Source organism: Geothrix sp., from assembly GCF_049292215.1.
Taxonomy (GTDB): domain Bacteria; phylum Acidobacteriota; class Holophagae; order Holophagales; family Holophagaceae; genus Geothrix.
Genome location: NZ_JBATQW010000057.1, coordinates 32,532 through 54,982, shown reverse-complemented (window position 1 = coordinate 54,982; position 22,451 = coordinate 32,532). Strand labels below are relative to the sequence as shown.

Here is a 22,451-nt window from a genome sequence, read left to right as displayed (position 1 = left end):
CGGATTCCAGGGCAGAATGGGGCCTTTCGGGAATCCCCATGACCACCCTCGGCACGCCCCTCTCCAGCTCCGCCATGCGCGTCCTGCTCCTCGGCTCCGGCGAGCTCGGCAAGGAAGTGGCCATCGAGCTCCAGCGGCTGGGCTGCGAGGTGATCGCCTGCGATCGCTACGCGAATGCCCCCGCCATGCAGGTGGCCCACCGCAGCCATGTGTTCTCCATGCTGGACGCCGCCGAGCTGCGCCGGATCGTGGATCTGGAGCAGCCACACCTCATCGTGCCAGAGATCGAGGCCATCGCCACCCAGGAGCTGCTGAAGCTGGAGGCCGAGGGACATACCGTGATCCCCTCGGCTCGCGCTGCGAACCTCACCATGAACCGCGAAGGCATCCGACGCTTCGCTGCGGAGGAACTGGGCCTGCCCACGTCGCCCTACCGGTTCGTCGCCACGGAGGCCGAGCTACGAGAGGCGGTGGAGGTCCTGGGCCTGCCCTGCGTGGTGAAGCCCATCATGTCCAGCTCCGGTAAAGGACAGAGTGTCATCAAGACCGAAGCGCAGATCGACCAGGCCTGGGCCTATGCCCAGGAGGGCGGCCGGACCGGAGCCGGGCGCTGCATCGTGGAGGGCTTCATTGCCTTCGACTACGAAATCACGGCCCTGACCGTGTCCGCCGTGAACGGCACCCAGTGCTGCCCTCCCATCGGACACATCCAGATCGACGGCGACTATCGCGAGAGCTGGCAGCCCATGCCCATGAGCGAAGCCACGTGGGACAAGGCCCAGGACATCGCCCGGAAGGTCGTGAAGGGCCTCGGCGGCTACGGCATCTTCGGGGTGGAGCTGTTCATCCACGGAGAGGAGGTCATCTTCAGCGAGGTAAGTCCCCGACCCCACGACACGGGTCTGGTGACCCTGGGCAGCCAGAACATGAGCGAATTCGCCCTGCACGCCCGGGCCATCCTGGGCCTGCCGGTCCCTCCGGTCCGGTTGTTGTCTCCCGCCGCCAGCGTGCCCCTGCTGGGACAAGGCGACGGCATCCCGAGCTTTCATGGCCTGGAGCAGGCTCTGGCGATTCCGGACAGCCAGCTGCGGCTGTTCGGCAAGCCCGAATGCCTAGGCCACCGCCGCTTGGCCGTGGCCATCGCCGCCGCCGCAAGCCTGGAGGAAGCTCGGAGCAACGCAAAGGCCATGGCGGCCGCCGTCACCATCGAGTTGCAGTAGGCGGGGCGCCTGGGCGACAGGCGCATCGGCTTATTCGGAAATGACCCGCTCGATGCGCCGATCCGGGATCAGCCACATCAAGGCCACCACCCAGTAGAGGCTGAAGCCCAGCCAGCGGTTGGCGAAGGACAGCAGGATGGCCACAGCGTAGATGGCGATGGACAGCTTCCCTTTGAAGTCGCTGCCCACGGCGGTTTCCAGCGCAGAGCCTGACCTTTGGTAGTGGATGAGGCACTGGCTCAGCAGGTAGTAGGCCAGTCCGGCCATGAGTAGGATGCCTCCGTAGAGGGCCACAGGCCGGGCCGCGAAGTGGTTCTCGCCCATCCAGGCCGTGGCGAAGGGCACCAGGGACAGCCAGAACAGCAGGTGGGTGTTGGCCCAGAGGATGGGTCCGTTCACCTTCTTCACCGCGTGCAGCAGATGGTGGTGGTTGTTCCAGTAGATGGCGATGTAGATGAAGCTCAGCGCGTAGCTCACGAAAGTCGGCAGGAGTGTGCCCAGGGCCGTGAAGGAGTCCCCGTGGGGCACCTTCAGCTCCAGCACCATGATGGTGAGGATGATGGCCAGCACGCCGTCGCTGAACGCCTCGAGCCGGTTCTTCCCCATGGGACCCTCCAGGTTGGCTCCGCGATTGTTCCATGGCCCGCGGTGCCGGGGTCAAGCCTTCAGGTACTTGGCCGCCAGACGCTGCAGGGTATTGAACCCGCGGAAGGTGGCCTTGGCCTTCACGGTTCGTTCGAAGACGGCGTTGGAGAAGGCTGAATCGCTTTGCCTCACCCGGCACAGCCACCAGACCTCGCGGCCCGAGGTGCGAAACGCGTCCACCTCGGTTTCCAGGGTCTGCAGGCGCGACTGCGCTTCCTCGGACAGCGGTGCGTGGAGCAGCGCCACATTCAGGGCCTCGGCGGCCGCCACTTCCTCCGCATCAAAGGGGCAGCCCTTCACGAGGGCCGCCAGTTCCCGGCTCGTGCGAAGAAACGTGACGACCTCGTACCCCAGCGACTCCCGGAGGTGGCCTTCAATCCGCCGCTGCAGGGGCCCACCCGTTTCGGTGGAAGCATCGAAGACGACATTCCCGCTGGCGATGAAGGTCTCCACGCTCTCCAGTCCGAGCCCTTCGAAAAACGCTTTCAACTGGGCCATGGGAACCGTGCGCCCGCCTACATTGATGGCACGCAGAAAGGCAAAGGTTCTCGGCATCTGGATCCCTATTTCCCGCCACCCAGCGCGCGCCACTGGGCGGCGAGGTTCGGCTGATTGCAGCGTAGGGCCAATCCGGCGGCCCGTGTGGGAAGTCCTGACCAGGGGTGCTTGCCGAAGCGGTCCCGCACGAGGTCGTCGGCCTGGCCCGCATCTCCCAGCCAGAGCAGGGCCTCCACCAGGGGTTCCAGGGTGCCGCGCCAGTAGTCCCCGGTTTCGGTGTTCTCCTGGATCTTGCCGTCCTTCCGGAGCACATATTCCGTCTTCTGGTCCTGAGCCGCTTCCCACAGGCGGTTGATCTCGATCTGGGGCAGCAGTAGGTCCCGGATGCCCGTCCAGTCCTTCCGCTTGCGGGCGTCCTTCACGTAGGCGTCCCGGACCGGATAGGGGGGCCACGCCATGGGGGATTCCGTGGGCAGGGGTACGAGGTTGTCCAGGAGGGGGCGGATGGGTTTCCCGCCGAAGGTGCGCGTCAGTCCCAGCCAGGTCTGCCAGAGGTTCCAAGCGGTCGGATGGCGGACAAGCGCCCGTTCCACCTCCGACACTGCCTCCCGGCTCATCTCCTGCATGAGTGGGCTGTGGACAGCCGTTTCATCCAACGTCAGGTGCCAGGCCTGCATCTCGATCCAATCCCCACTGCGGAAGGACTTGGTGAACAGGCCGGCCAGCTCTCCCCAGATAGCCTGATCCTCTTCAGGTCCAAGCTGAACCGGCGGTTTCTCCTCCTGGGGTTCCAGGACCTTGGCCTCTTCCTTCGCATCCCTTTCCTTCTGAATCTTGGCGTAGTCGTAAGGTTCATCCGCTGGGCGCATGGGTTCCACCTTCCCGCCAGTGCTCAATAGGGTCCTTTTCGAGGCCTTGGGCCGGATATAGGCGCACAAGGTTCCCCGAGCCTCCAGATGATCTGGGTTGCGCCGTACGAAATCCCTCAGGATCTGCAGCGCAGAACGAACGGCATTCTCCTCAATGATCTTCGCCATGGCTTTGGCATCCGGCACGCTCCCCCCGGTCGCCACCACCCGTGGTCCCGCGCCAAACAGCACCCATTGGGGGCGAGGTCCGGCCTGGTATTTCTGGCGCAGAAGGGTCTCGACCTCGGCGGCTTTTGATCCGTAGTAGGAGACCCCAATTTCCGAATCCAGCCAATCGGGATCCGAGGTCAGGGCATCCACCTTGCTCTTCCATTCACTTTTGGGACCATCCACTACCACGAGAAGGCCGCCCTTGATCTGGCGCAAGTTCAGGTCAAGCATCTGAGCCGCGGGGCCCATGGCCTGCGGTGCCTGAGCCTGAAGCAAGGCAAAGCAACCCGCAAGAATCAGCCCGCTCATCACCCGCATGAGATCTCCAAGGAAAGCGCCGTCAGGATAGCGGTGCAGACGATGCCCCCGGAATTCAATGGGCGATTCCGCCTTCACTCACCATGGGTCAGCGCCCGGTCCGCCTGCCGTCCCAGGTCCCCGCTGCCCTGGCTGTTGGCGAGGTTCTTGGCCAGGGCCACCAGCATCGCCTCTTGGGCACGAACGGGCAGCTCGAGTAGCAGGTCCGCCGCTGCCGCCACGGCCAGCAGCTGGTGCGCGTGATTGAAGGTGGGATCGTTGCGGGTAGCGGCCTCGGCGAGGCCCCGCAGGACCGCCTCACCCTGCCCGCTCCGCACCAGACCCTGGGCGTGCCCCATGGCGAGGGCGGGTTCGATATCGAGCACCGCTTCCACCAGGGTCTCCACCGTGGCTGCGTCCACGGGCGTGGGTTGCACGCGGTCCTCGGGCTCGTCCGTGGGGAAGAGGTTCACCAGGGCCGCGGCCTGGCACCAGATCCGTGGATCCGAGGGGCGGGTGCGGGCGAGGGTGGCCAGGTAGGCAAAGGTCCAGGCGGTCTTGCCTTCCAGGTCCCGCCGCGCGTCCAGCTGCTTCTCGGAGGCGGCCAGGACCAGGGCGGCCAGCGTATCCCCGGCCCCCTGCAAGCCCTTCAACCGCTCAGCGAGCCGATCCAGCAGGGCCACCAGGCCCAGGTCGCAGAGGTCGCGGGCCTGTTCGTCCCACCCTGGTTCATCCAGGGAGGCTGCGATCCAGGGCACCTGCACCTCCGATTCCGCCAGCCGCTTGGCGGCGCGACGGGCCCAGAAGGTGTCCTCCGGCGTGGCCGCCAGCCAGGCGGCAAGCCCGAACAACCGCCGGCCCGTGGCCTTCGGCCGCTCCAGCCGACCGTGCAGATCCCCGAGGTGATCACAGACGACGGCCTTGTGCCCAACGTTGGCCATGTCCAGTTCCGTCAGCCTCCCCAGCCGCTGGAAGTCCTCCAGGTCCGGCAGCTCAAAGCCCTGGGCCTCGGCGAAGGCCAGGCCGGGCCGGCGGGACTGGATGAAGCCCTCCAGGTTGCGCCAGCTGCCGCTGCCCTTGGCCGTCGACACCTGGGCCGCTGCCGGGGCCGGACGCCGGCCCTCCGTGGCTGCCATGTGCAGCTGGATGGCCAGGGCCCGCTGGAAGCTCCGCTCCCCCAGGAGCGGCTGCAGCCGCAGCACCGCCCGCAGGCCCAGCAGCCCGTGGGGGACATGGGGCAGATAGGCCTCCCAGTCGATGCGAGGGATGAGGGTCTTCAGCGCCTCGCGCAGGAGGTCCCGCTGGCCGTCCGGTGCGGCCAGGCGCTCCGCGAAGGCCCCGAAGAAGCCCTCAGAGGGTGTCTCGAGTTCCTGGATCCAATTCGATTCCGCACTCATGCGCCACCCAGCGGCAGGCTCCAGGCCGAGGCCACGAGCCGGGCCCAGTGGTGGTTCCAGGCCCGCTTCCAGACGAGGCTGCCCTCCGTCATGTCCGCTGCCTTTAGGCGCTGCCGGAGTTCTTCCCGCAGCGCCTCGGCGGCGGGCCCCAGGGCGGCCTCGGCCAAGGCCAGCAGCGCGCTCCGGGCCTCCCGCTCCTGGTCATGGTGGGCCAGGTAGCCGGCGGCTTCCGGGGAGGGGGCCGAGGCCTGGAGGCGCTGCCAGGCCTCGAAGGCCGCCCTGGCGGCGGGATCCTCCCGCAGGGGCGGCAGGACCAGGGCCCACTCATTGCCGGCATCCATGGCGGGTCCCGCACGCAGCAGGGACTCGCGCAGCTTCACGGCCTTGGCCACGTCCCGGTCCAGGTGCTTGAGGGCCACGAAGGTGCGCGGTTTCTCGCGCTTCTCCCGGCGGTCGAAAAAGGCATTGAGCGCGGCCACCACCAGGTCCATGGGCACACCCAGGGCTTCCCAGGCCAGCACCTGCCGATAGTCGTCCGTGGACAGCAGCCCGGCGCGGCCCCAGGCGCGGAAGGCCCACTCGCGCTCCAGCCAGTCCTTCTCCTCGCGGGTGTAGGCGGTCACTTCGGGGCCGGTGCTTCGGGCACAAGCCAGGTGCCGTCTTTCAGGTGGAGCGCACCCTGTTCCCAGCCGAGGATCTCCTCGGGCACGATCTGCGCCTTTGCAAAACCACGGAGCCTGAACGTCCCTGAGCCAAGCGGCTGGCCCTTCCGGTCCCAGACCTGCAGCTGCCACAGGGTGCCCTGGTGTCCGCCGACCTTCAGGAACACGCCCTGCCGGCCCTCGCCGCCCCAGGCGGCCTCCGCTGGAACCGAGGCGGGTCGCGCGGGAACGCCGCGACAGCCGATGAGGAGCCCCGCCAGGACCGCTGTCATCACCGGGATCGTCGAAGGTCGCGCCATGCCGACATTCTACCGATAGACTGGAGCCCGAGGGGGCCGGTCCTGATCCGCGAACAGATCCGCTACAAGAGCAAGAAGGAGATCGACAAGCTCAGGGAGTCCTGCCGACTGGCAGCCAACGCCCTGCGCATCGCCGCCCGGGCGGCCCGGCCCGGCGTGAGCCTGCTGGAACTGGACAAGATCGCCGAGACCTACATCCGCCAGCAGGGCGCCACGCCCAGTTTCAAGGGCTATCACGGCTTCCCCGGCACCCTCTGCACGTCCGTGAACGACAAGGTGGTGCATGGCATCCCCTCCAAGTACGTGCTGCAGGAGGGCGACATCATCGCCATCGACTGCGGGGCCAAGCTGGACGGCTTCCACGGCGACACCTGTCTCACGGTGGGCGTGGGGAAGATCACCGAAGAAGCCCGGATGCTCATCCAGACGGCGCAACTGGCCATGTTCGTGGGCATCGAGCACTGCCGGCCCGGCCTGCGCCTGGGCGACATGGCCTGCGCCGTGCAGTCCTTCGCCGAAGAACGTGGCTATTCCGTGGTGCGCGAATACATCGGCCACGGCCTCGGCCGTGACCTGCACGAGGACCCCCAGGTGGTGTTCGCCGAGCAGAAGGTTGGCACGGGCTTCCGCATGGAGCCGGGCATGACCATCACCATCGAGCCCATCCTCAACACCGGCAGCCACAAGTGCCTGGTGGAGGCCGATGGCTGGACCGTCCGCACCAAGGACGGCGGCCTCTCCGCCCAGTTCGAGCACGACATCGCCATCACCCGGAATGGCCCGGAGATCCTCAGCATCCCGGATCCCGAGTTCGAGCTGGAAGACGGGCTGTAGGGGCCATGGCGCTCGCGATCCAGGCCCCCGCCAAGCTCAACCGGTTCCTTGCCGTGCTCGGTCGCCGAGCTGACGGCTTCCACGAGCTGGAGCTGGTGACCACGGTGCTGGAGGGTGTGGCGGAGCTCACCGACCAGCTTGATGGCGAGCCTGCGGCCCGCCTCTCACTGGAGATCTCCGGCCCCACCGGCCAAGGCCTGGTGGCCGATGAGACCAACCTGGTGCTCAGGGCCTGGCGCCAGCTGGAGCGCGTGGCGGACCGTCCCCTGCCCGCCCGGCTGAGGCTGGAGAAGCACATCCCCCACGGCGCGGGACTGGGCGGTGGCAGCAGCGACGCCGCCGCCGTCCTCCGCCTGGGCAACCGCCTCTTCGACCTGGGGCTGGAGGACCAGGCCCTTCTGATCTTGGCCAGTGAGCTTGGCAGCGACGTCCCCCTGTTCCTCCTGGGTGGCACGGTCCTGGGCCTTGACCGCGGCGAGCGGGTGTTCCCCCTTTCCCCCGTAGCCCTGGAGCCGCTCCTGATCGTGCATCCGGGCCTGCACGTCAGCACCCCGGCCGTGTACCGGGCCCTGCAGGAGGTGGGCTACCCCGACCCCGAACCGCTGCCCTCCCTGCCCGAGGGTGCCGCTCCGCCCTGGCGCAACGACCTGACCGAGGCGGCCCTGAAGGTATGCCCCGAGCTGGTCGGCGTGCGCCAGGCCCTCCTTGCCACCGGCGGCGAGCCCCTGCTCTGCGGGTCCGGCAGCTGCTGGGCGGCACGGTACGATTCGGTCACCCGGCGGGATGCCACCGCCGAGTCCCTGCGCACCTCCCACCCGAGCTGGCGCGTCTGGGCAGTCTGAGCCTGTCCGGACAGCCATTCCCCGTGGTATCTGTGACATTCGAGGTTTCCATGTCCGTTCCGGCCCTCCGCATCCGCGGTCTCCGCAAGGCCTTCCCCAAGGTCGTCGCCGTGGCTGGCGTGGACCTGGAGGTCGCCCGGGGCGAAGTCTTCGGCCTGCTGGGTCCCAACGGGGCGGGCAAGACCACCACGCTGGAGATCATCGAGGGCCTCACCAGTTCCGATGCCGGCGAAATCGAGATCCTGGGCCTGACCTGGGAGAAGGACGGGCAGGAGATCCGGTCCCGCATCGGCGTCCAGCTGCAGAGCACCAGCCTCTTCAACAAGATCACCCCGCGCGAGGCGCTCGACCTCTACGGCAGCTACTACCCCCGGTGCCGCACCTCCAAGGACCTGCTTAGCCTCGTGCAGCTCGAGGACAAGGCCGACGCCTACCACATCACCCTCAGCGGCGGGCAGCAGCAGCGCCTGGCCCTAGCCCTGGCCCTGGTCAACGATCCGGAGCTGGTGTTTCTCGATGAGCCCACCACGGGCCTCGATCCCCAGGCCCGGCGCAGCCTCTGGGACGTGGTACGCCGCATGAAGGGCGAGGGCCGCACCGTGGTGCTCACCACCCACTACATGGACGAGGCCGAAGCCCTCTGTGACCGGCTATCCATCATGGATCACGGCAAGGTCATCGCCACGGGCACACCCGCTTCCCTGATCGCGGACCTTGAGCTGCCCAGCGTGGTGGAACTCACCTTCGAGGGGGCCGCACCCGATCCTGCCGCCTTCGCCGCGCGGCTCGGCCAGGCCGTGGAGCGCCGGGCCGACCTCTGGGAGCTCCCCACTCCGGATCCCAAGGCCCTCCTGCCTCGGCTGCTCGAAGCCGCGGAGTCGGCCGCCGTCCCCTTCCAGCAGGTCCACATCCGCCGGGCCACCCTGGAGGACGTGTTCCTCCACCGCACGGGCCGGAGCCTGAGGGAGTAGCCATGATCTGGAGACAGTTTCTGATGGAATGGCGGCTCTACAGCCGTGACCGCGTGGCCATGTTCTGGACCTTCGCCTTCCCGGTGGTCCTCCTGCTGGGCTTCGGAACGATCTTCCGGGGTGGTGGCGGCCCGAAGCTCTCCGTGGTCCGCGTGCAGTCTCCGGCCCCCACGCCCCGGGACGCAGCCCTTGATCAGGCCCTGAAGGACCTCCACCTCCAGGTCCAGTCTCTCCCGAAGGCGGAGGCCGAGGCCCGCTGGTCCAGGGGCGAGACCGCAGCCCAGCTCGAGCCCGAGGGCGAGGGCTACCGGCTGCGCCTGAACAGCTACCTCATGGCCCAGGCCGGCGCCACTGCGGGGCTGGTGAACCAGGCCTGGCTGATGGCCCAGGCCCGCCTGAGCGGCGCCCCGGAACCCCAGCGCATTCCCACCCAGGTCGAGAGCCCCGGCCACAAGCGCTCGACCAACTACGCCTCCTTCCTGCTGCCGGGCCTGCTGGGCCTGAACCTCGTCAGCATGGGCCTTTTCAGCGTGGGGATGGTGAACGTGTCCTACCGGGAGAAGGGCAAGTTCCGGCGCCTGGCCGTCACGCCCCTGCCCAAGTGGATCTTCCTGCTGGGTCAGGTGCTGCACCGCCTGACGGTGACTGTGGTCCAGGCCGCCATCCTGCTGCTGGTGGGCCGCTTGGTCTTCGGCATCCAAAACCAGGGCTCCTTCCTCGACCTGCTGCTCATCATGACCCTGGGGACGGGCTGCTTCATGGCCTTCGGCTTCGCCCTGAGCGGCTTCGCCGAGACCTCGGAGGGCTACGCGGCCATCTCGAACTTGGTCTTCTTCCCCCTGATGATGCTCAGTGGCGTCTACTTCACCCTGGACTCCGCCCCTGGTTGGCTGCAGTACCTGGTGGCGGGAATGCCCCTGGCCCCCTTCATCCGGGCCCTGCGGGCCGTGTTCAACGACGGTGCCGGGCTGGCGGGTCACGTGCTGGGCCTGACCATCGTGCTGGTCTGGGGACTGGCGGCCTTTGCTCTCGCGGTGAAGCGCTTCCGCTGGGCCTGACAGGACTTTGCCCCTGCCTGTTCCAGGCCGATGATGGGGATATGACCGCTGGACACCCACCCGGAACGCCCCAGGAGTCGCTCGAAGCCCTCAGGGAGCGGGCTGAAGGCCTGCAGGTGCGGCTCGAAGCCACCCAGGGCATGCTCGACGCCATCTCGGAAGCCATCTACGTCCAGGACGCCGGAGGACGCTTCCTCGACGTGAACGAGGGCGCGGCGAGGATGTACGGGTATCCGCGGGCCTTCTTCATCGGGAAGACCCCGGAAGTGCTCTCCGCGCCAGGACGGAACGACCTCGACGCAGTGGCCGAGGCTTTCGGCAAGGCCCTGCAGGGCGTGCCTCAGCAGTTCGAATACTGGGGCCGGAAGCAGGATGGCACCACCTTCCCCAAGGAGGTGCGGCTGTATCCCGCTACCCACCAGGGGCAGCCCGTGGTCATCGCCGTCGCCCAGGACATCTCGGCCCGGAAGCGGGCCGAGCTCACCCAACGGGCGACCTACCGCATCGCCGAGGCAGCCCTCGAATCCAGGCACACCGAGGATCTGTTCCCCCGGGTCCATGCCATCGTCCGCGACCTGATGCCTGCGGAAAACCTCTACTTCGCCCTCTGGGACCCGGCGTCCGAGATGGTGTCCTTTCCCTACTGGATCGACCAGTCGGACCCCGCGCCACCCACCCATCGCCTCGGCCGGGGGCTGACAGCCTATGTCCTGCGCCGGGGCCAGCCACTCCTCGTGGACCAGGAGGCGCTGCTGGCGCTCGAGGCCACGGGCGAGGTGGAGCCCCTCGGCACGCTGTCCCTGGATTGGCTGGGGGTTCCCCTGAAAGGGAAAGCCGGTGTGTTTGGGGCCCTGGTCGTTCAGAGCTACGAGGGCGGCCACCGCTACAGCACCCAGGAACGGGACCTGCTGGCCTTCGTCTCGACCCAGGTGGCCCTGGCGGTCGAACGGGCCAGTGCCCAGTCCGAGCAGCGCGTCCTGACCGCCGCCATGGACTGCGCCATCGATCCGGTCTTCGGTATGGACGAGGCGGGGCACTTCGTCTTCGTCAACCAGGCCGCCTGTGGCTCCCTGGGCTATGCCCGGGAGGAACTTCTCGGCATGCACGTGTGGGACGTGGACCCACGGGTCCTTCCCGACCAGTGGCCCCTCCGCTGGGAGCGGCTCCGGTCCCGCGGGGCCAACCGCGAGGAGACCTGGCACCGGCGCAAGGACGGCTCAATCTTCCCGGTCGAGATCAGCAGCAGCTTCCTGGCGGCTGAAGGGCGGGAGGTCGGCTTCACGCACGTTCGCGACATCAGCGCCAGGAAGGCCGCCGAGGAGGCCCTGCGCGCCAGCGAGGACAAGTTCTCCAAGGCCTTCCAGGCCAGCCCGGATGCCATCAACCTCACGCGCCTGAGCGACGGGACCTACTTCGAGGTTAGTGAAGGTTTCGAGAAGATCAGCGGCTGGACGCGCGAGGAGGTCCTCGGCCGCACGGCCCTGGAGCTGAACATCTGGGCGGATCCAAGGGACCGTGACCAGGCCGTGGGGCTCATCCGGCAGCACGGTGAGTTTAGTGGACTGGAGATCACCTTCCGGCGGAAGGATGGCCGCCTCATCACCGGCCAGATGTCCGGGAAGATCATGGAAGTGGGCGACGTGGCCTGCCTGCTCTCCGTCACCCGCGACATCACGGACCGGAAGCTCGCCGAGTCGGCCCTCCGCGAGGCCGAGCAGCGGCTACGGACGGTGCTGGCCAACTCCGAGGCCGTGATCTACCAGCTGGATCCCGAAGGTCGCTTCCTGATTTCCGAAGGGCTCGGTCTGGCCCACCTCGGACTCTCTCCCGGCCAGGTGGTGGGCTTGAGCGCCCTCCAGGTGTACCAGGACGACCTCGAGACGGTGGCCCAGATCCGGGACGCCCTGGGCGGTCAGGCTTCCCGCAAGATCACCCATGCGGCCGGACGCCTCTTCGACAACTTCCTAACTCCGGTCTGCAACGACCAGGGGCAGGTGGAGAGTGTCATCGGCATCGCCACGGACGTGACCGAGCACCAGCAGACAGAGGACACCCTCCGGGCGGAGCGAGGGCTGTTCGTGGGCGGGCCGGTGATGGTGGTCCGTTGGGGCGCGGCTCCGCCCTGGCCTGTGGACTACATCAGCCCCAATGTCCAAAAACTCCTTGGTTATGCGCCAGAGGATCTGACCTCCGGACGCTTCCTGTTTAACGACCTAGTCCACCCCGAGGACCGGGGGCGAATCCACCAGGAATCCAGTGCCTATCGCAGCCGAGGGCTCAGCCACTATGAGCAGCGGTACCGCCTCAGGAATGCGGCGGGCGAATACCGGTGGTTCCAGGACTTCACGGCCCAGGCCAGCCCCGATTCCAACGCCTCCTATTACCTCGGCTATATGCTCGACATCACGGAGCGCCTGCAGGTGGAGGAGGCGCTGCAGCAGTCCCAGAAGCTGGAAAGTCTTGGAATTCTCGCCGGCGGCATCGCCCACGACTTCAACAACCTGCTCACGGTGATCCTGGGCAACCTGAACCTCGCCCAGATGAACCTGCCGGAGAATGCCGCCGCCCAGCCCTACCTTGGCAGGATGGAGGCCACGGTGCTGCGGGCCACGGAGCTGACCAAGCAGATGCTGGCCTACTCCGGGCGCGGTCACTTCCTGGTGAAGCCCCAGGACCTCAACGCGGTCGTCCACGAGGTCACGCACCTTCTGGAAGTGTCCATCCCGAAAAAGGTCAGCCTGGGGTTCGACTTGGAGCCAGGGCTCCCGGCCATCCTGGCCGATGCCGCCCAGATCCAGCAGGTGGTCATGAACCTCGTGACCAATGCCGCCGAGGCCATCGGGGACCGGGAAGGCGTCATCCACCTCTCGACCTCCCTGGCCAGTCTCGAGGAGCAGGACCTGCACTCCGTCTACAGCACAGAACCGCTCACCCCCGGCCGCTACGTGCTGCTCGAAGTCGTGGACACAGGCATCGGAATGCCCCCGGAGGTGCTGGCACGGATCTTCGATCCCTTCTTCACCACCAAGGCCTCGGGCCGTGGCCTCGGCCTGTCCGCCATGCTTGGCATCCTGCGCGGCCACGGGGCCGGGCTGCGGATCCACAGCGAAGTGGGGCGTGGCAGTACCTTCCGCCTGTGCTTCCCGGCTTCGGGCGAGCAGGCACCCACGGCGGATCCCGGTCAGGACGGTGCGGTCGCCACACGGCTCCAGGGGCGGGTCCTCCTGGTGGACGACGAGGACCTCATCCTCCAGACCATCGGGGCCGCCCTGGAGGCCATCGGCCTGGAGGTCATGACGGCCAGGGACGGGCTTGAGGCTCTGGAGCGCTTCCGGGAGGCCCGCCCGAGGCCTGACTTGGTCCTCATGGACCTCACCATGCCCCGGATGGACGGCCGGGAGGCCTTTCGGGCCATGCACGACCTGGACCCTACGGTCCCCGTGGTGCTGAGCAGTGGCTTCGCGGAGGGAGACTCGCTGCAGACCCTCTCCGGACAGGGACCCGCGGGATTCATGCAGAAGCCTTATCAGATCAAGGAACTCCGCCTGCTGCTGCAGCGGGTGCTGGGGAGCTGAGAGGCGGGACCCTCCGCCGGGCTACACTGGGGGCTGGAGAGCCTCATGCAGTCGACCAAACGTGCCAGGATGGCCATTTTTCTCACGGTCTTCGTTGACCTTCTGGGCTTTGGCATCGTCATCCCCATCCTCCCCCTCTATGCCCAGGCCATCGCCGACCACCCGAGCTCCTGGATGGCCAGTGTCAATCAATTCCTGGGACTGGGCGGCACCGGGACCACCCCCGGCGCCTTCTGGGCCGGCGTGGGCTTCCTCAGCTTCAGCCTGATGCAGTTCATCGCCTCGCCCATCCTGGGTCGGACCTCCGACAAGGTGGGCCGCAAGCCCGTGCTCTGGATCAGCCTCGTGGGTTCCGCCCTGGGCTACCTCATGCTCGCCCTCACCAGCCGCTTCGAGTGGATGCTGGCCGCGCGGATCCTCGATGGCATCACGGGGGGCAACATCTCCGTGGCCCAGGCGGCCATGGCCGATAGCTCCGAGCCGGAGGAGCGCTCCAAGGTCATGGGCATGATCGGCGCCGCCTTCGGCCTGGGTTTCGTGCTCGGCCCCGCCCTGGCCGGGATCCTGAGCGGCAGCCACTTCGGCATGCACCTCCTGCAGACCCGCGGCTGGCACCTGCCCTTCTTCGTGGCGGCGGGGCTCTCGCTCACCGCCTCCATGATGGTGCTGTTCTGGCTACCGGAGACCCTCACGCCCGAAGTCAGGGCCCGGGCCCGCTCCCACGAAAGCCGCGGCCATGCCCTCGTCAAGGCCATGAAGATCCCCGGCATGGCCCAGCTGCTCATGGTGTCCCTGCTGGCCATGGCGGGCTTCGCCATGATGGAGGGCACCTTCGCCCTGCTGGTCCACCAGCGCTTCGACTTCCACCAGCGCGAGGTGGGATTCCTGTTCGCGGGCATCGGCGTCCTGATGGTGATCTACCAGGGCGGCCTGGTCCGCCTCGTGGCCAAGCGCTTCCCGGAGCGGGCAGCTCTCATCACCGGCCTGCTGCTCATGGGCATCGCCCTGCCCCTGATGCCCATGGCCCCCTGGATGTGGCCCTTCCTGCTGCTCTTCATCCCCCTGTCGTGGGGCAGCGGCATGGGCAACACCGCGGGCTCGGCCCTGGCCAGCCAGCTGACGCCCCCCGAAGACCAGGGTGCGCTCTTCGGCGTCCTGAACGCCATGAGCGGCGTCGGCCGCATCGTGGGCCCCGCCGTGGGCACCTTCGTCTTTGCCCGCTGGGGTGGCCAGTCCACCTACACCGTGGCGGGTCTCACCCTGGGTGCGGCCCTGTTGCTGGCCCTCACGCTCAAGCCCAAGGAAGCCCGATGATCCACCTCGATGGCCACTCCCTGACCGCCCCCCTGCTGGCCCGCATCGCCGCCGGTGAGGGGGTCACCCTCGACGAGGGCGCCCTGGCCCTGGTCGCCGAGAACCGCGCTGTGGTGGACCGCATCGTGGCCGAGGGCCGCACGGTCTATGGTATCAACACCGGTTTCGGCCAGTTCGCCACCGTGGTCATTGCGCCTGACCAGCTGCAGCAGCTCCAGCTCAACCTGATCCGCAGCCACGCTGCGGGCGTGGGCGAGGCCCTGCCCAAAGACCAGACCCGCGCCCTCATGGCAGCCCGCATCAACTGCCTGCTGAAGGCCCACAGCGGCATCCGCCCCGAACCCATCCACCTGCTCACAGAGTGCCTGAACCGCGACGTGGTCCCCGTGGTACCCAGCCAAGGCAGCGTGGGCGCCAGCGGCGACCTGGCCCCCCTGGCCCACATGGCCCTGCTGCTCGTAGGTGAGGGGCTGGCCTGGTCCAGTGAGCGCCAGATCCCGGGCGGCGAAGCCCTGGCCCAGGCCGGGCTCCAGCCGGTGACCCTGCAGGCCAAAGAGGGCCTCGCCCTCATCAACGGCACCCAGCTCATCACCTCGCTCGGCAACCTCGCCGTGGAGAAGTTCACGCGCCTGGCCGGGCTGGCGGATGAGATCGCGGCGCTCAGCCTGGAGGCCCTACGCGGCACCCGCGCCGCCTTCGACCCGCGCATCCATGCCGCCCGCCCCCATCCGGGCCAGATCGCCGTGGCGACGCGGATGCGCGAGCTCCTCGGCGCCACCAGCGCCATCGCCGACAGCCACCAGGACTGCCACCGTGTCCAGGATGCCTACAGCCTGCGCTGCATCCCCCAGGTGCATGGCGTCACCCGGGACGCCCTCCACTTCGCCGGGGCCATCCTTGAGCGTGAGCTCAACAGTGCCACCGACAATCCGATGATCTTCACGGACACCCAGGAGTCCCGGTCCGGCGGCAACTTCCACGGCCAGTACCCGGCCTTCGCCTGTGACGTGCTCGCCATCGCCGCAGCGGACCTGGCCAGCATCTCCGAGCGCCGCCAGGAGCGCCTAGTGAACCCGGCCTACTCGGACCTCCCTGCCTTCCTCACCCAGAACGGCGGCCTCGAATCCGGCTTCATGATGGCCCATGTCACCTCCGCCGCCCTGGTCAGCGAGATGAAGGGCCTGGCCCACCCGGCCTGTGTGGACACCATCCCCACCAGCGCCGGCAAGGAGGACCACGTGAGCATGGGCCCGATCGCGGCCCGCAAACTGCTGCGCGCCGTGGACGCCCTCGAACAGGTGCTGGCCATCGAGGCGCGCATGGCCCTGGAAGGCCTTCGCATCATCGGCCTCGCCCCCGCCGAGGGCCTGCAACCGCTCATGGACTGCCTTTCCAAGGCCTGCGCGCCCTGGGCTGATCGCGTCATGTTCGAGGAGGTCAACAAGGCGCTTGGCGCCCTCCGTACCTACGAGGAATCCCGCTCATGACCACGCCCTGGCGGGTCGCCTGCGAACACGCGCTGCGGCGCTTCTCGGACGCGGACGCGATCCGGTTCTGGGGCATCGGCCACGAGGTGGACGGCACCTACCAGCCCATCTTCAACTACCGCTTCGAGCACACCTACGCCGCCGTGCTGCTGGCGCGCTGGCTGGCTCACGCCACCGGAGCCGATGCCGAGGTGGTGGAGTGTGCGGCCTGGCTGCATGACGTGGCCAAGCGCCTGAAGGATCCCCACTCGAAGGACACCCACGCCCAGGATGCCTCCGCCCAGGTCGAGACGATCCTGGCCGACACGGATTTCCCGCCAGCGAAGATCCCGGCGGTGCGCCACGCCATCGAGCATCACGTCGGCCTCAGGCTCACGAAGCGGCTCGAACCCCTCGAGACCGCCTGCCTATGGGACTGCGACAAGCTCAGCAAGATCGGGGCGGCCAGCCTCATCCACTTCGGCTGCATCAGCGGGGCCTTCCAGCCCATCACCACGGCGGAGATCCTTCGGCGTGGCACGGCCTGGCTGGACCTAGCCCGGGGCATCACCAGCAGCCTCAACACTGACCCGGCCAGGGAAGAGGGTCAGCGCCGCCTCACCTTCCTCGAAGCCCACTACGCCCAGCTCCAGCGCGAGTGGTCGGATCCAGCGGAGGTGACGCCCCCATGAGCGACTTCCTGCAGCTCTCCCAGAGTCTGGCCGTGGCCCTCAAGGCGCTGCAGATGTACACCGCGGCGCACCCCCGGGCCCAGGAGGGCCTTGCGGCCGCCCACACGGTCCTGGAGCAGTGGCTGGTCCACCAGGACCGCCTCCAGTTCGTCGTCTCGGGCACCAAGGCCTTCGTGGATAGCCAGGTGCAGGACACCCGCAGTCCCCATGTCGCCGCCCTGGTGCGGCTTGTGTCCGAGCGGGGCATCAGCGGCTTCGTCTTCGAGCGAGGCGTCCGGCCGGATGAGATCCTCGTCTTTCTAACAGGCCTTGGGACCAAACCCCAGAAGCTGGAGGAGCAGGGCGGCTTCGAGGCCCTGCTCCGGAGCTCGGGCGTCGTCAACATCAAGGTCTCCCAGACCCGCTACCAGGAGATCTCGGAGGGGGAGGCGTTCGCCGGGGACAAGGCGCCCGCCCTTTCGCCCGCCCCTGCGATCTCGCCCTCCCCGGAAAACCTGGTCAAGTTCATCCGGGATGCCCTGCTGACGTCCATTGCCAAGGGTGCCACTTCCACGAGCGGATCGACCCAACGGGCGAGCGCTGCCTACCTGTTTGGATCGCCGGAGGGTGCGACCCGAAGCGGTGGCTCCTCTGGAGGGGCTGGTGCCCCCGGAGGGCTCGCCGAGGATGGCTGGAGCGACCCCCTGAGCGGCTTCGGCCCTGCGGACCTGAGCGGCCTCGGTCCCCTGGGACGGGAGCTTGGCCTTGGCGAGGGCATGCCGACCCCCGGCCAGCTCGGCACCCTGCGCCAGGTGCTGATGGGCCTGAGTCCCGAAGTCCAGCTGGGCCTTCTAGCGGGCCTAGGCAGCCTCCCTGAGCACCCCGCGGGACTGGCCCTGGGCGTGAAGGCCCTGGCTGGGGAGCTCCTCGGTGTGGCCACCAGCGCCATCCTCGCCCGAGGGGCGACCTGGGCCCAGCTGCGGGGGCCCATCCAGGACATCCTCCGCCCCATCCCTGACCGGGAGCGGCTGGTCCGGACGCTGTCCTCCCATCTGCGCATGGCCGGGCAGGATGCCTCCCAGGCCGAGGCCATCCTGCGTCACCTGGAGTGGGAGGCCCTGAGCCTGGAGGCCAAGCTGCTCAAGGTACTCGAGGGGGGCCACCTCTACGACCTCAGCCTGGAGGAGCGGCTGGCCCTCCTTCGCGAGCTGCTGGACCTGCGGCGCTTCGATGACTTCCTCCGCATCCAGGAAGTGCTCCTGGAGACCCTCCACAGCGATCGGCCCGACCTACGGCTGAAGGCGGCCCAGACCCTCAACGGCGTGGCGCGCTGGGCCCACGAGCCTGGGTTGCCCCCAGAGGGCGAGGGTCCCCTGGCCGAGGGGTTGAGGGCGCATTTCGCCTGGGAACCGGATCCCCCCACCCACCGCTGGGCGACCGAAGCCATCGAATCCCTGCTTGCGGCCCTGGTCCTGCGGGGGGAGCTCGGGCCTGCCCTCTCCGATCTGCAGGACCTCGAAGGCCTCTGCGCCTTCCTGGAGGAGCCGCATCCCTGGCGGAAGGACGCCCTGGCCCGGCTCCGGACCTCCCTCCAGCGCCCCCCCCTGCTCGAGGCGGCTGTCACCCGGGCCTTCGCCCTGGAGCGGGACCAGATGCTCTTGGAGGTTCAACCCTTCTTCGAGTTCATCGGCGATCCAATGGCCGGATACCTGGTGGCACGGCTCGGGGAGGAGACCGACCGCACCCGGCGGGGCCGCCTGGTCGAGGCGGTGCGGAGCATGGGACCCACGGCCCTGCCCGTCCTCATACACGCCCTGACCTCGCCGGCCTGGTTCATGGTTCGGAATGCCCTCACGCTCCTCTCGGACATCGGCGATGCCGGCTGTGTCCCGCCCATCCTCCCCCTCCTACGCCACCCCGAGCCCAGGGTCCGCCGCACGGCGGTACGCGCCCTGTGGAAGCTGGGCGGCCCCGTGGCCGAGCCGCACCTGGTGGCCCAGATGAAGGACACGGACGCGGAGACGATGCAGGAGATCCTCTTCGCGCTCGGGCAGCTGCGGTCGGAAGGCAGCCTGCCCCAGGTCATCCAACTGGCCCAGGACAAGCGCGTCCTCGAAAAGCTGCGGATCCAGGCCCTGGACACCCTCGGCCACATCGCCTCGTCGAAGTCCCTTCCGGTGCTCCTTGAGTGCCTGCGTCGCAAGGGGTTCTTCGGAGGGGGGGAGACCCAACCCATCCGACTCGCCGCTGCCAAGGCCCTGGCCGCCCTGGGCAGTCCAGAGGCACGGGCCGCGCTCCAGAAAGCCGTGGAGGCGGAGCCCAAAGGCGAGGAACGGGAGGCCATGCGCCGCGTGGCAGAGCGCCCGGTGCTGCCGTGACCGAGGCACAGGCCCATCCCGATCCCCGTCAACTGCTGGAGGCCTTCGAGGCCTTCACGGCGGCCTCGGAGCATCTCCAGACCCGGTACGAGGCCCTCCAGGTCCAGCTGGGACAGCTCCAGGGCGAGTTGCAGACGGTCATCGAGGCGGTCCCCTTTGCCATCTGGGTGCTGGCGGAGGACGGTTCTCTGCGGTTCACCAACCGGCCCCAGGGCCTCGAGGGCCGGTTCCTGCGGGGACCCGCACCCTGGGAAGCCGGCAGCCCCGGTGGCCAGCGCCGAGTCCAGACCACGGAAGGCCGCGAGCTGATCTTCGAGGAGGAGCGCCGCTCCGCCCCCCACGGCGGAGTCATCGTGACCCTCCGGGATGTCACCGAGGCCGTGCTGCGCGCCCAGCAGGCCACGCGGGAGGACCGCCTGGCCGCCATGGGGCGCATGGCTGCGGAGCTGGCCCATGAGATCCGGAACCCCCTGGGCAGCCTGGCCCTGTTCTCCGGGATGCTCGTGGAGGACCTGGCCGAGCAGCCGGGCCCCCTGGAACTCGCCAGGAAGATGCAGGAAGGTGTGGGCCGACTGAACAGCGTGGTTGGCAACACCCTGGCCTTCACCCGGGACCTCCACCCCAAGCAGGGGATCCTGGCCCTGCGGAGCTTCTGGGAGGAGGCCCTGCGGAGCACCACGCTGGCCGAGGCCGTCCCCTGGGAGAACCAGATCCCCGAGCAGGCCACCTGGCTGGGCGATCCCGATCTGCTGCGCCAGGTCGCGCAGAACCTGCTCCAGAACGCCATCCGGGCCCTGGAGGACATGGATCGTCCGCGCATCATTCTGTCCGCCGTGGAAGAGCGGCTGGAGGGCCAGCCCTGCTGGCATCTCACGCTCACCGACAACGGCTGCGGCATCCCGGAGGAGGCCTTGGCGAAGGTGTTCGATCCCTTTTTCAGCACCTTCGGCGGCGGCACCGGCCTGGGCCTTGCCGTCTGTCACCGCATCATCGTGGCTCATGGCGGCCTGCTCTTCATCGAGAGCCAGGTGGGGCGCGGGACCACGGTACATCTAAGGCTGGCGGCCCCCACCCTCCCGTGACGCCAGTCAGGGACCATGCGACCATCGAGCCCTTGCGGAGCGCCCATGTCCTTCATCCACCTCCACCCCGGCAACCAGGCGCCTGAGATCGTCAACGCGATCATCGAGATCCCCACGGGCTCGCGCATCAAGTACGAGATCGACCACCACACGGGCCTGGTGCACGTGGACCGCGTGCTCTTCTCACCTTTCCACTACCCCGCCGAGTACGGCTTCATTCCAGGCACCCTGGCCGACGACGGCGATCCCGCCGACATCCTCGTGCTCATCAACGGCTCCACCTATCCCGGGGTGGTCATCCGCGCCCGGCCCATCGGCCTGCTGCGCATGACCGACGACAAGGGGCACGATGCCAAGATTCTCGCCGTGGCCACGGACGATCCCACCTACGCCCACGTGACCTCCCGCAGCGACCTTCCCCCCCACTTCCTGCTCGAGGTGGAGCACTTCTTCCTCACCTACAAGGACCTCGAGCGCAAGAGCGTCTCCAGCGATGGCTGGGGCGGCAAGGACGAGGCCCACGCCTTCGTGCGGGCCTCCATCGAGGCCTACAACCGCCAGCAGAACCAGCTCTAGGCGATGCAGAAGCTGGAACAGCCCGCCGGGCTCGTCTGCTTCGACCTCGACGGAACCCTGGTGGATCCGTTGCTGGGCGTGCAGAACTGCCTGACCAAGACCTGTGAGGCCTTCAACCTGCGGATGCCCGATGAGGCCACCATCCGCGGCTGGATCGGCTTCGGCATGCGCGAATCACTGGCCACCTTGGAGGGGCTGGAGGACCCGCAGCGACTGGAAGCCGCACTCGATTTCTACTGGGAGCGCTATCGGCAGGATGGGGTCTTCGAGCATGAGCTTTACCCCGGGATGTTCAACCTGCTGCACCGCCTGAAGCGCCAGGGGCACCGCATCTACGTGGTCTCCGCCAAGCCCAGCCTCTTCGCGCGACGCATCGCCTACCAGTTCGACCTGAACCTGATCTTCGACGACATTTTCGGCAGCAGCCTCAAGGGCCAGTGGCAACCCAAGACCGAGGTGCTCGCGGGCCTGGCGGAACGGGGCACCATCTGGCCCGGGGGCGTCTTCATCGGGGACCGGGGCGTGGACATGATGGCCGCCCGCGACCACGGCCTCGAGCCCATCGGCGTGGGCTGGGGCTATGGCAGCCACGAAGAACTGGCCGTCGCCGGGGCCGCCAGGATCTTCGACACGGTCGCCGACCTCGAGGCCTGGCTCCGACTCCGCTTCCCGCAGCCCGAGCGCTTCGACGCCTTCAGCCGCTCGGAGTAGACCAGCGGGTGCCTGCGGGGACCTGCAGCTTGAAGGTGTCGGCCGCGAGGGGTGCCGGCGACTTCGGATTAAGCAGTTCCAGGGTCTGGCGCGCTCCGGAGGGATCGATCCAGGCCAGGGAATGCAGGAGCCCCTTGCGCCCCGTGACGCTCAGTTCGGGGAGGCCGGGCTCCCGAGGCAGGAGCTTCACGGACTCACCACCAAGGGACTCCGCCCGGTAGAGCCGTTCAAGGCGGGCCGGATCCAGCAGGATGCCCAGCAGGGGAAAATCGCGCACCGCCCGTGCGAGTTCCACCCGCTGCGCTGTGCGGGTGTCCGGATCGTACTGCACCAGGTGGCGACCATCACAGGTGACGGTGAGCCCACCCTCGTAGGTGACTCGCAACCGCCCACCCCGCGCCAGGGCCAGGCGCCCCTGCCGGGCCAGCTTGCCGAACACCAGGCTGTCGCTTTCCTGCCGGAAGCGGCTCTCCAGGGAGGGCATCCTGGTGAAGGCGGTCCACCAGCTGGGCATGGCCGCGAAGCACGGGGACACCGCCAGCCAGACCAGGGTGGGCAGGCGCACCTCAGCTCCGCTTCAGCTCGACGCTGAGCTTGGCCGTGCTGCCCTTTCCGGGCGCCGGACGGCGGATCTGACCTTCCACCAGGACCTGGCCCTGGTGCCGAAGCTGGACCACGACCTCGATCTCTTGCCCATCCACTTCCGTGGGCACCTCCAGGCGCAGGATCGAGGGGGCACCGGACCGCCCCACCTGGGTCAGCTCGCCCATGAGGGAGTTGATCGCGTCCTTGTGGTCCACGGGCTTGGCTTTGGCGGGGAGTCGCCTGGTTTCCACATTCAGGGAAGCCAGCGCGGCCAACGGATCCATCTTGACG

At 68.2% G+C, this 22,451-nt stretch carries 20 protein-coding genes; 13 read left to right on the top strand and 7 right to left on the bottom strand.

Translation table 11 applies throughout. The features are described from left to right. Positions 1–38: 38 nt before the first annotated feature. A complete protein-coding gene (purT, locus tag WAS25_RS09410; RefSeq protein ID WP_422311385.1) occupies positions 39–1,220 on the top strand; it encodes a formate-dependent phosphoribosylglycinamide formyltransferase in 1,182 nt (393 codons plus the stop codon). A gap of 30 nt (positions 1,221–1,250) precedes the next feature. Here purT and WAS25_RS09405 read toward each other — a convergent pair whose 3' ends face one another. From WAS25_RS09405 to WAS25_RS09380, 6 genes are all read right to left on the bottom strand, one after another. Further along, a complete protein-coding gene (locus WAS25_RS09405; protein ID WP_422311383.1) occupies positions 1,251–1,826 on the bottom strand; it encodes a TMEM175 family protein in 576 nt (191 codons plus the stop codon). A gap of 51 nt (positions 1,827–1,877) precedes the next feature. Next, positions 1,878–2,420, bottom strand: a complete 543-nt coding sequence (locus WAS25_RS09400; RefSeq protein WP_422311381.1) for a DUF1697 domain-containing protein — start codon at positions 2,418–2,420, stop codon at positions 1,878–1,880. Positions 2,421–2,428: 8 nt separating this feature from the next. Next, positions 2,429–3,760: a hypothetical protein gene (locus WAS25_RS09395; protein WP_422311379.1), complete on the bottom strand. Its 1,332-nt coding sequence runs from the start codon at positions 3,758–3,760 to the stop codon at positions 2,429–2,431. A gap of 74 nt (positions 3,761–3,834) precedes the next feature. Then, positions 3,835–5,136: a hypothetical protein gene (locus WAS25_RS09390; RefSeq protein ID WP_422311377.1), complete on the bottom strand. Its 1,302-nt coding sequence runs from the start codon at positions 5,134–5,136 to the stop codon at positions 3,835–3,837. Beyond that, complete coding sequence (locus WAS25_RS09385) at positions 5,133–5,759, bottom strand: hypothetical protein (protein WP_422311375.1); 627 nt, start codon at positions 5,757–5,759, stop codon at positions 5,133–5,135. The genes WAS25_RS09390 and WAS25_RS09385 overlap by 4 nt, the downstream gene beginning before the upstream one ends. After that, positions 5,756–5,965, bottom strand: coding sequence for a hypothetical protein (locus WAS25_RS09380; RefSeq protein WP_422311373.1), 210 nt, complete (start codon positions 5,963–5,965; stop codon positions 5,756–5,758). Before WAS25_RS09380 ends, WAS25_RS09385 begins: the two co-directional genes overlap by 4 nt. Here WAS25_RS09380 and map point away from each other — a divergent pair. The 12 genes from map to WAS25_RS09320 are packed head-to-tail and all read left to right on the top strand — an operon-like array spanning position 5,942 to position 21,575. After that, the gene (map, locus tag WAS25_RS09375) at positions 5,942–6,931 is read left to right on the top strand and encodes a type I methionyl aminopeptidase (protein ID WP_422311371.1); all 990 of its coding nucleotides are present in this window, start codon (positions 5,942–5,944) and stop codon (positions 6,929–6,931) included. The genes WAS25_RS09380 and map overlap by 24 nt on opposite strands. Before the next feature lie 5 nt (positions 6,932–6,936). After that, a complete protein-coding gene (gene ispE, locus WAS25_RS09370; RefSeq protein ID WP_422311369.1) occupies positions 6,937–7,773 on the top strand; it encodes a 4-(cytidine 5'-diphospho)-2-C-methyl-D-erythritol kinase in 837 nt (278 codons plus the stop codon). 50 nt (positions 7,774–7,823) lie between these two features. Next, positions 7,824–8,744, top strand: a complete 921-nt coding sequence (locus WAS25_RS09365) for an ABC transporter ATP-binding protein (protein WP_422311367.1) — start codon at positions 7,824–7,826, stop codon at positions 8,742–8,744. 2 nt (positions 8,745–8,746) lie between these two features. Beyond that, a complete protein-coding gene (locus WAS25_RS09360; protein ID WP_422311365.1) occupies positions 8,747–9,802 on the top strand; it encodes an ABC transporter permease in 1,056 nt (351 codons plus the stop codon). Positions 9,803–9,843: 41 nt separating this feature from the next. Then, positions 9,844–13,377 (top strand): PAS domain S-box protein, encoded by a 3,534-nt coding sequence (locus tag WAS25_RS09355; RefSeq protein WP_422311363.1) that lies wholly within the window; start codon positions 9,844–9,846, stop codon positions 13,375–13,377. Between the two features lie 45 nt (positions 13,378–13,422). After that, positions 13,423–14,691: an MFS transporter gene (locus tag WAS25_RS09350; protein WP_422311361.1), complete on the top strand. Its 1,269-nt coding sequence runs from the start codon at positions 13,423–13,425 to the stop codon at positions 14,689–14,691. After that, positions 14,688–16,178 carry a histidine ammonia-lyase gene (gene hutH / locus WAS25_RS09345; RefSeq protein ID WP_422311359.1) on the top strand — a complete coding sequence of 497 codons (1,491 nt, stop codon included), beginning with the start codon at positions 14,688–14,690 and terminating at the stop codon, positions 16,176–16,178. Before WAS25_RS09350 ends, hutH begins: the two co-directional genes overlap by 4 nt. Next, on the top strand, positions 16,175–16,849 hold the full coding sequence (locus WAS25_RS09340; RefSeq protein ID WP_422311357.1) for an HD domain-containing protein: 675 nt from the start codon (positions 16,175–16,177) through the stop codon (positions 16,847–16,849). The genes hutH and WAS25_RS09340 overlap by 4 nt, the downstream gene beginning before the upstream one ends. After that, a complete protein-coding gene (locus WAS25_RS09335; RefSeq protein ID WP_422311355.1) occupies positions 16,846–19,206 on the top strand; it encodes a HEAT repeat domain-containing protein in 2,361 nt (786 codons plus the stop codon). The genes WAS25_RS09340 and WAS25_RS09335 overlap by 4 nt, the downstream gene beginning before the upstream one ends. Continuing rightward, a complete protein-coding gene (locus WAS25_RS09330) occupies positions 19,203–20,288 on the top strand; it encodes a sensor histidine kinase (RefSeq protein ID WP_422311353.1) in 1,086 nt (361 codons plus the stop codon). The genes WAS25_RS09335 and WAS25_RS09330 overlap by 4 nt, the downstream gene beginning before the upstream one ends. 45 nt (positions 20,289–20,333) lie before the next feature. Then, entirely contained in the window at positions 20,334–20,864 is a 531-nt protein-coding gene (locus tag WAS25_RS09325; RefSeq protein ID WP_422311351.1) for an inorganic diphosphatase, read from the top strand. Positions 20,865–20,867: 3 nt separating this feature from the next. After that, entirely contained in the window at positions 20,868–21,575 is a 708-nt protein-coding gene (locus tag WAS25_RS09320) for an HAD hydrolase-like protein (RefSeq protein WP_422311349.1), read from the top strand. Here the strand turns inward: WAS25_RS09320 and WAS25_RS09315 are convergent. Then, positions 21,559–22,140, bottom strand: a complete 582-nt coding sequence (locus tag WAS25_RS09315; protein WP_422311347.1) for a LolA family protein — start codon at positions 22,138–22,140, stop codon at positions 21,559–21,561. The two genes, WAS25_RS09320 and WAS25_RS09315, sit on opposite strands and share 17 nt — an antisense overlap. Positions 22,141–22,451 lie beyond the last annotated feature (311 nt).

Excerpts from the sequence above, each read along its gene's own strand:
- purT (WP_422311385.1), top strand. The coding sequence starts at position 39 with ATGACCACCCTCGGCACGCCCCTCTCCAGCTCCGCCATGCGCGTCCTG.
- WAS25_RS09405 (WP_422311383.1), bottom strand. The coding sequence starts at position 1,826 with ATGGGGAAGAACCGGCTCGAGGCGTTCAGCGACGGCGTGCTGGCCATC.
- WAS25_RS09400 (WP_422311381.1), bottom strand. The coding sequence starts at position 2,420 with ATGCCGAGAACCTTTGCCTTTCTGCGTGCCATCAATGTAGGCGGGCGC.
- WAS25_RS09395 (WP_422311379.1), bottom strand. The coding sequence starts at position 3,760 with ATGCGGGTGATGAGCGGGCTGATTCTTGCGGGTTGCTTTGCCTTGCTT.
- WAS25_RS09390 (WP_422311377.1), bottom strand. The coding sequence starts at position 5,136 with ATGAGTGCGGAATCGAATTGGATCCAGGAACTCGAGACACCCTCTGAG.
- ispE (WP_422311369.1), top strand. The coding sequence starts at position 6,937 with ATGGCGCTCGCGATCCAGGCCCCCGCCAAGCTCAACCGGTTCCTTGCC.
- WAS25_RS09365 (WP_422311367.1), top strand. The coding sequence starts at position 7,824 with ATGTCCGTTCCGGCCCTCCGCATCCGCGGTCTCCGCAAGGCCTTCCCC.
- WAS25_RS09360 (WP_422311365.1), top strand. The coding sequence starts at position 8,747 with ATGATCTGGAGACAGTTTCTGATGGAATGGCGGCTCTACAGCCGTGAC.
- WAS25_RS09355 (WP_422311363.1), top strand. The coding sequence starts at position 9,844 with ATGACCGCTGGACACCCACCCGGAACGCCCCAGGAGTCGCTCGAAGCC.
- WAS25_RS09350 (WP_422311361.1), top strand. The coding sequence starts at position 13,423 with ATGCAGTCGACCAAACGTGCCAGGATGGCCATTTTTCTCACGGTCTTC.
- hutH (WP_422311359.1), top strand. The coding sequence starts at position 14,688 with ATGATCCACCTCGATGGCCACTCCCTGACCGCCCCCCTGCTGGCCCGC.
- WAS25_RS09340 (WP_422311357.1), top strand. The coding sequence starts at position 16,175 with ATGACCACGCCCTGGCGGGTCGCCTGCGAACACGCGCTGCGGCGCTTC.
- WAS25_RS09335 (WP_422311355.1), top strand. The coding sequence starts at position 16,846 with ATGAGCGACTTCCTGCAGCTCTCCCAGAGTCTGGCCGTGGCCCTCAAG.
- WAS25_RS09325 (WP_422311351.1), top strand. The coding sequence starts at position 20,334 with ATGTCCTTCATCCACCTCCACCCCGGCAACCAGGCGCCTGAGATCGTC.
- WAS25_RS09320 (WP_422311349.1), top strand. The coding sequence starts at position 20,868 with ATGCAGAAGCTGGAACAGCCCGCCGGGCTCGTCTGCTTCGACCTCGAC.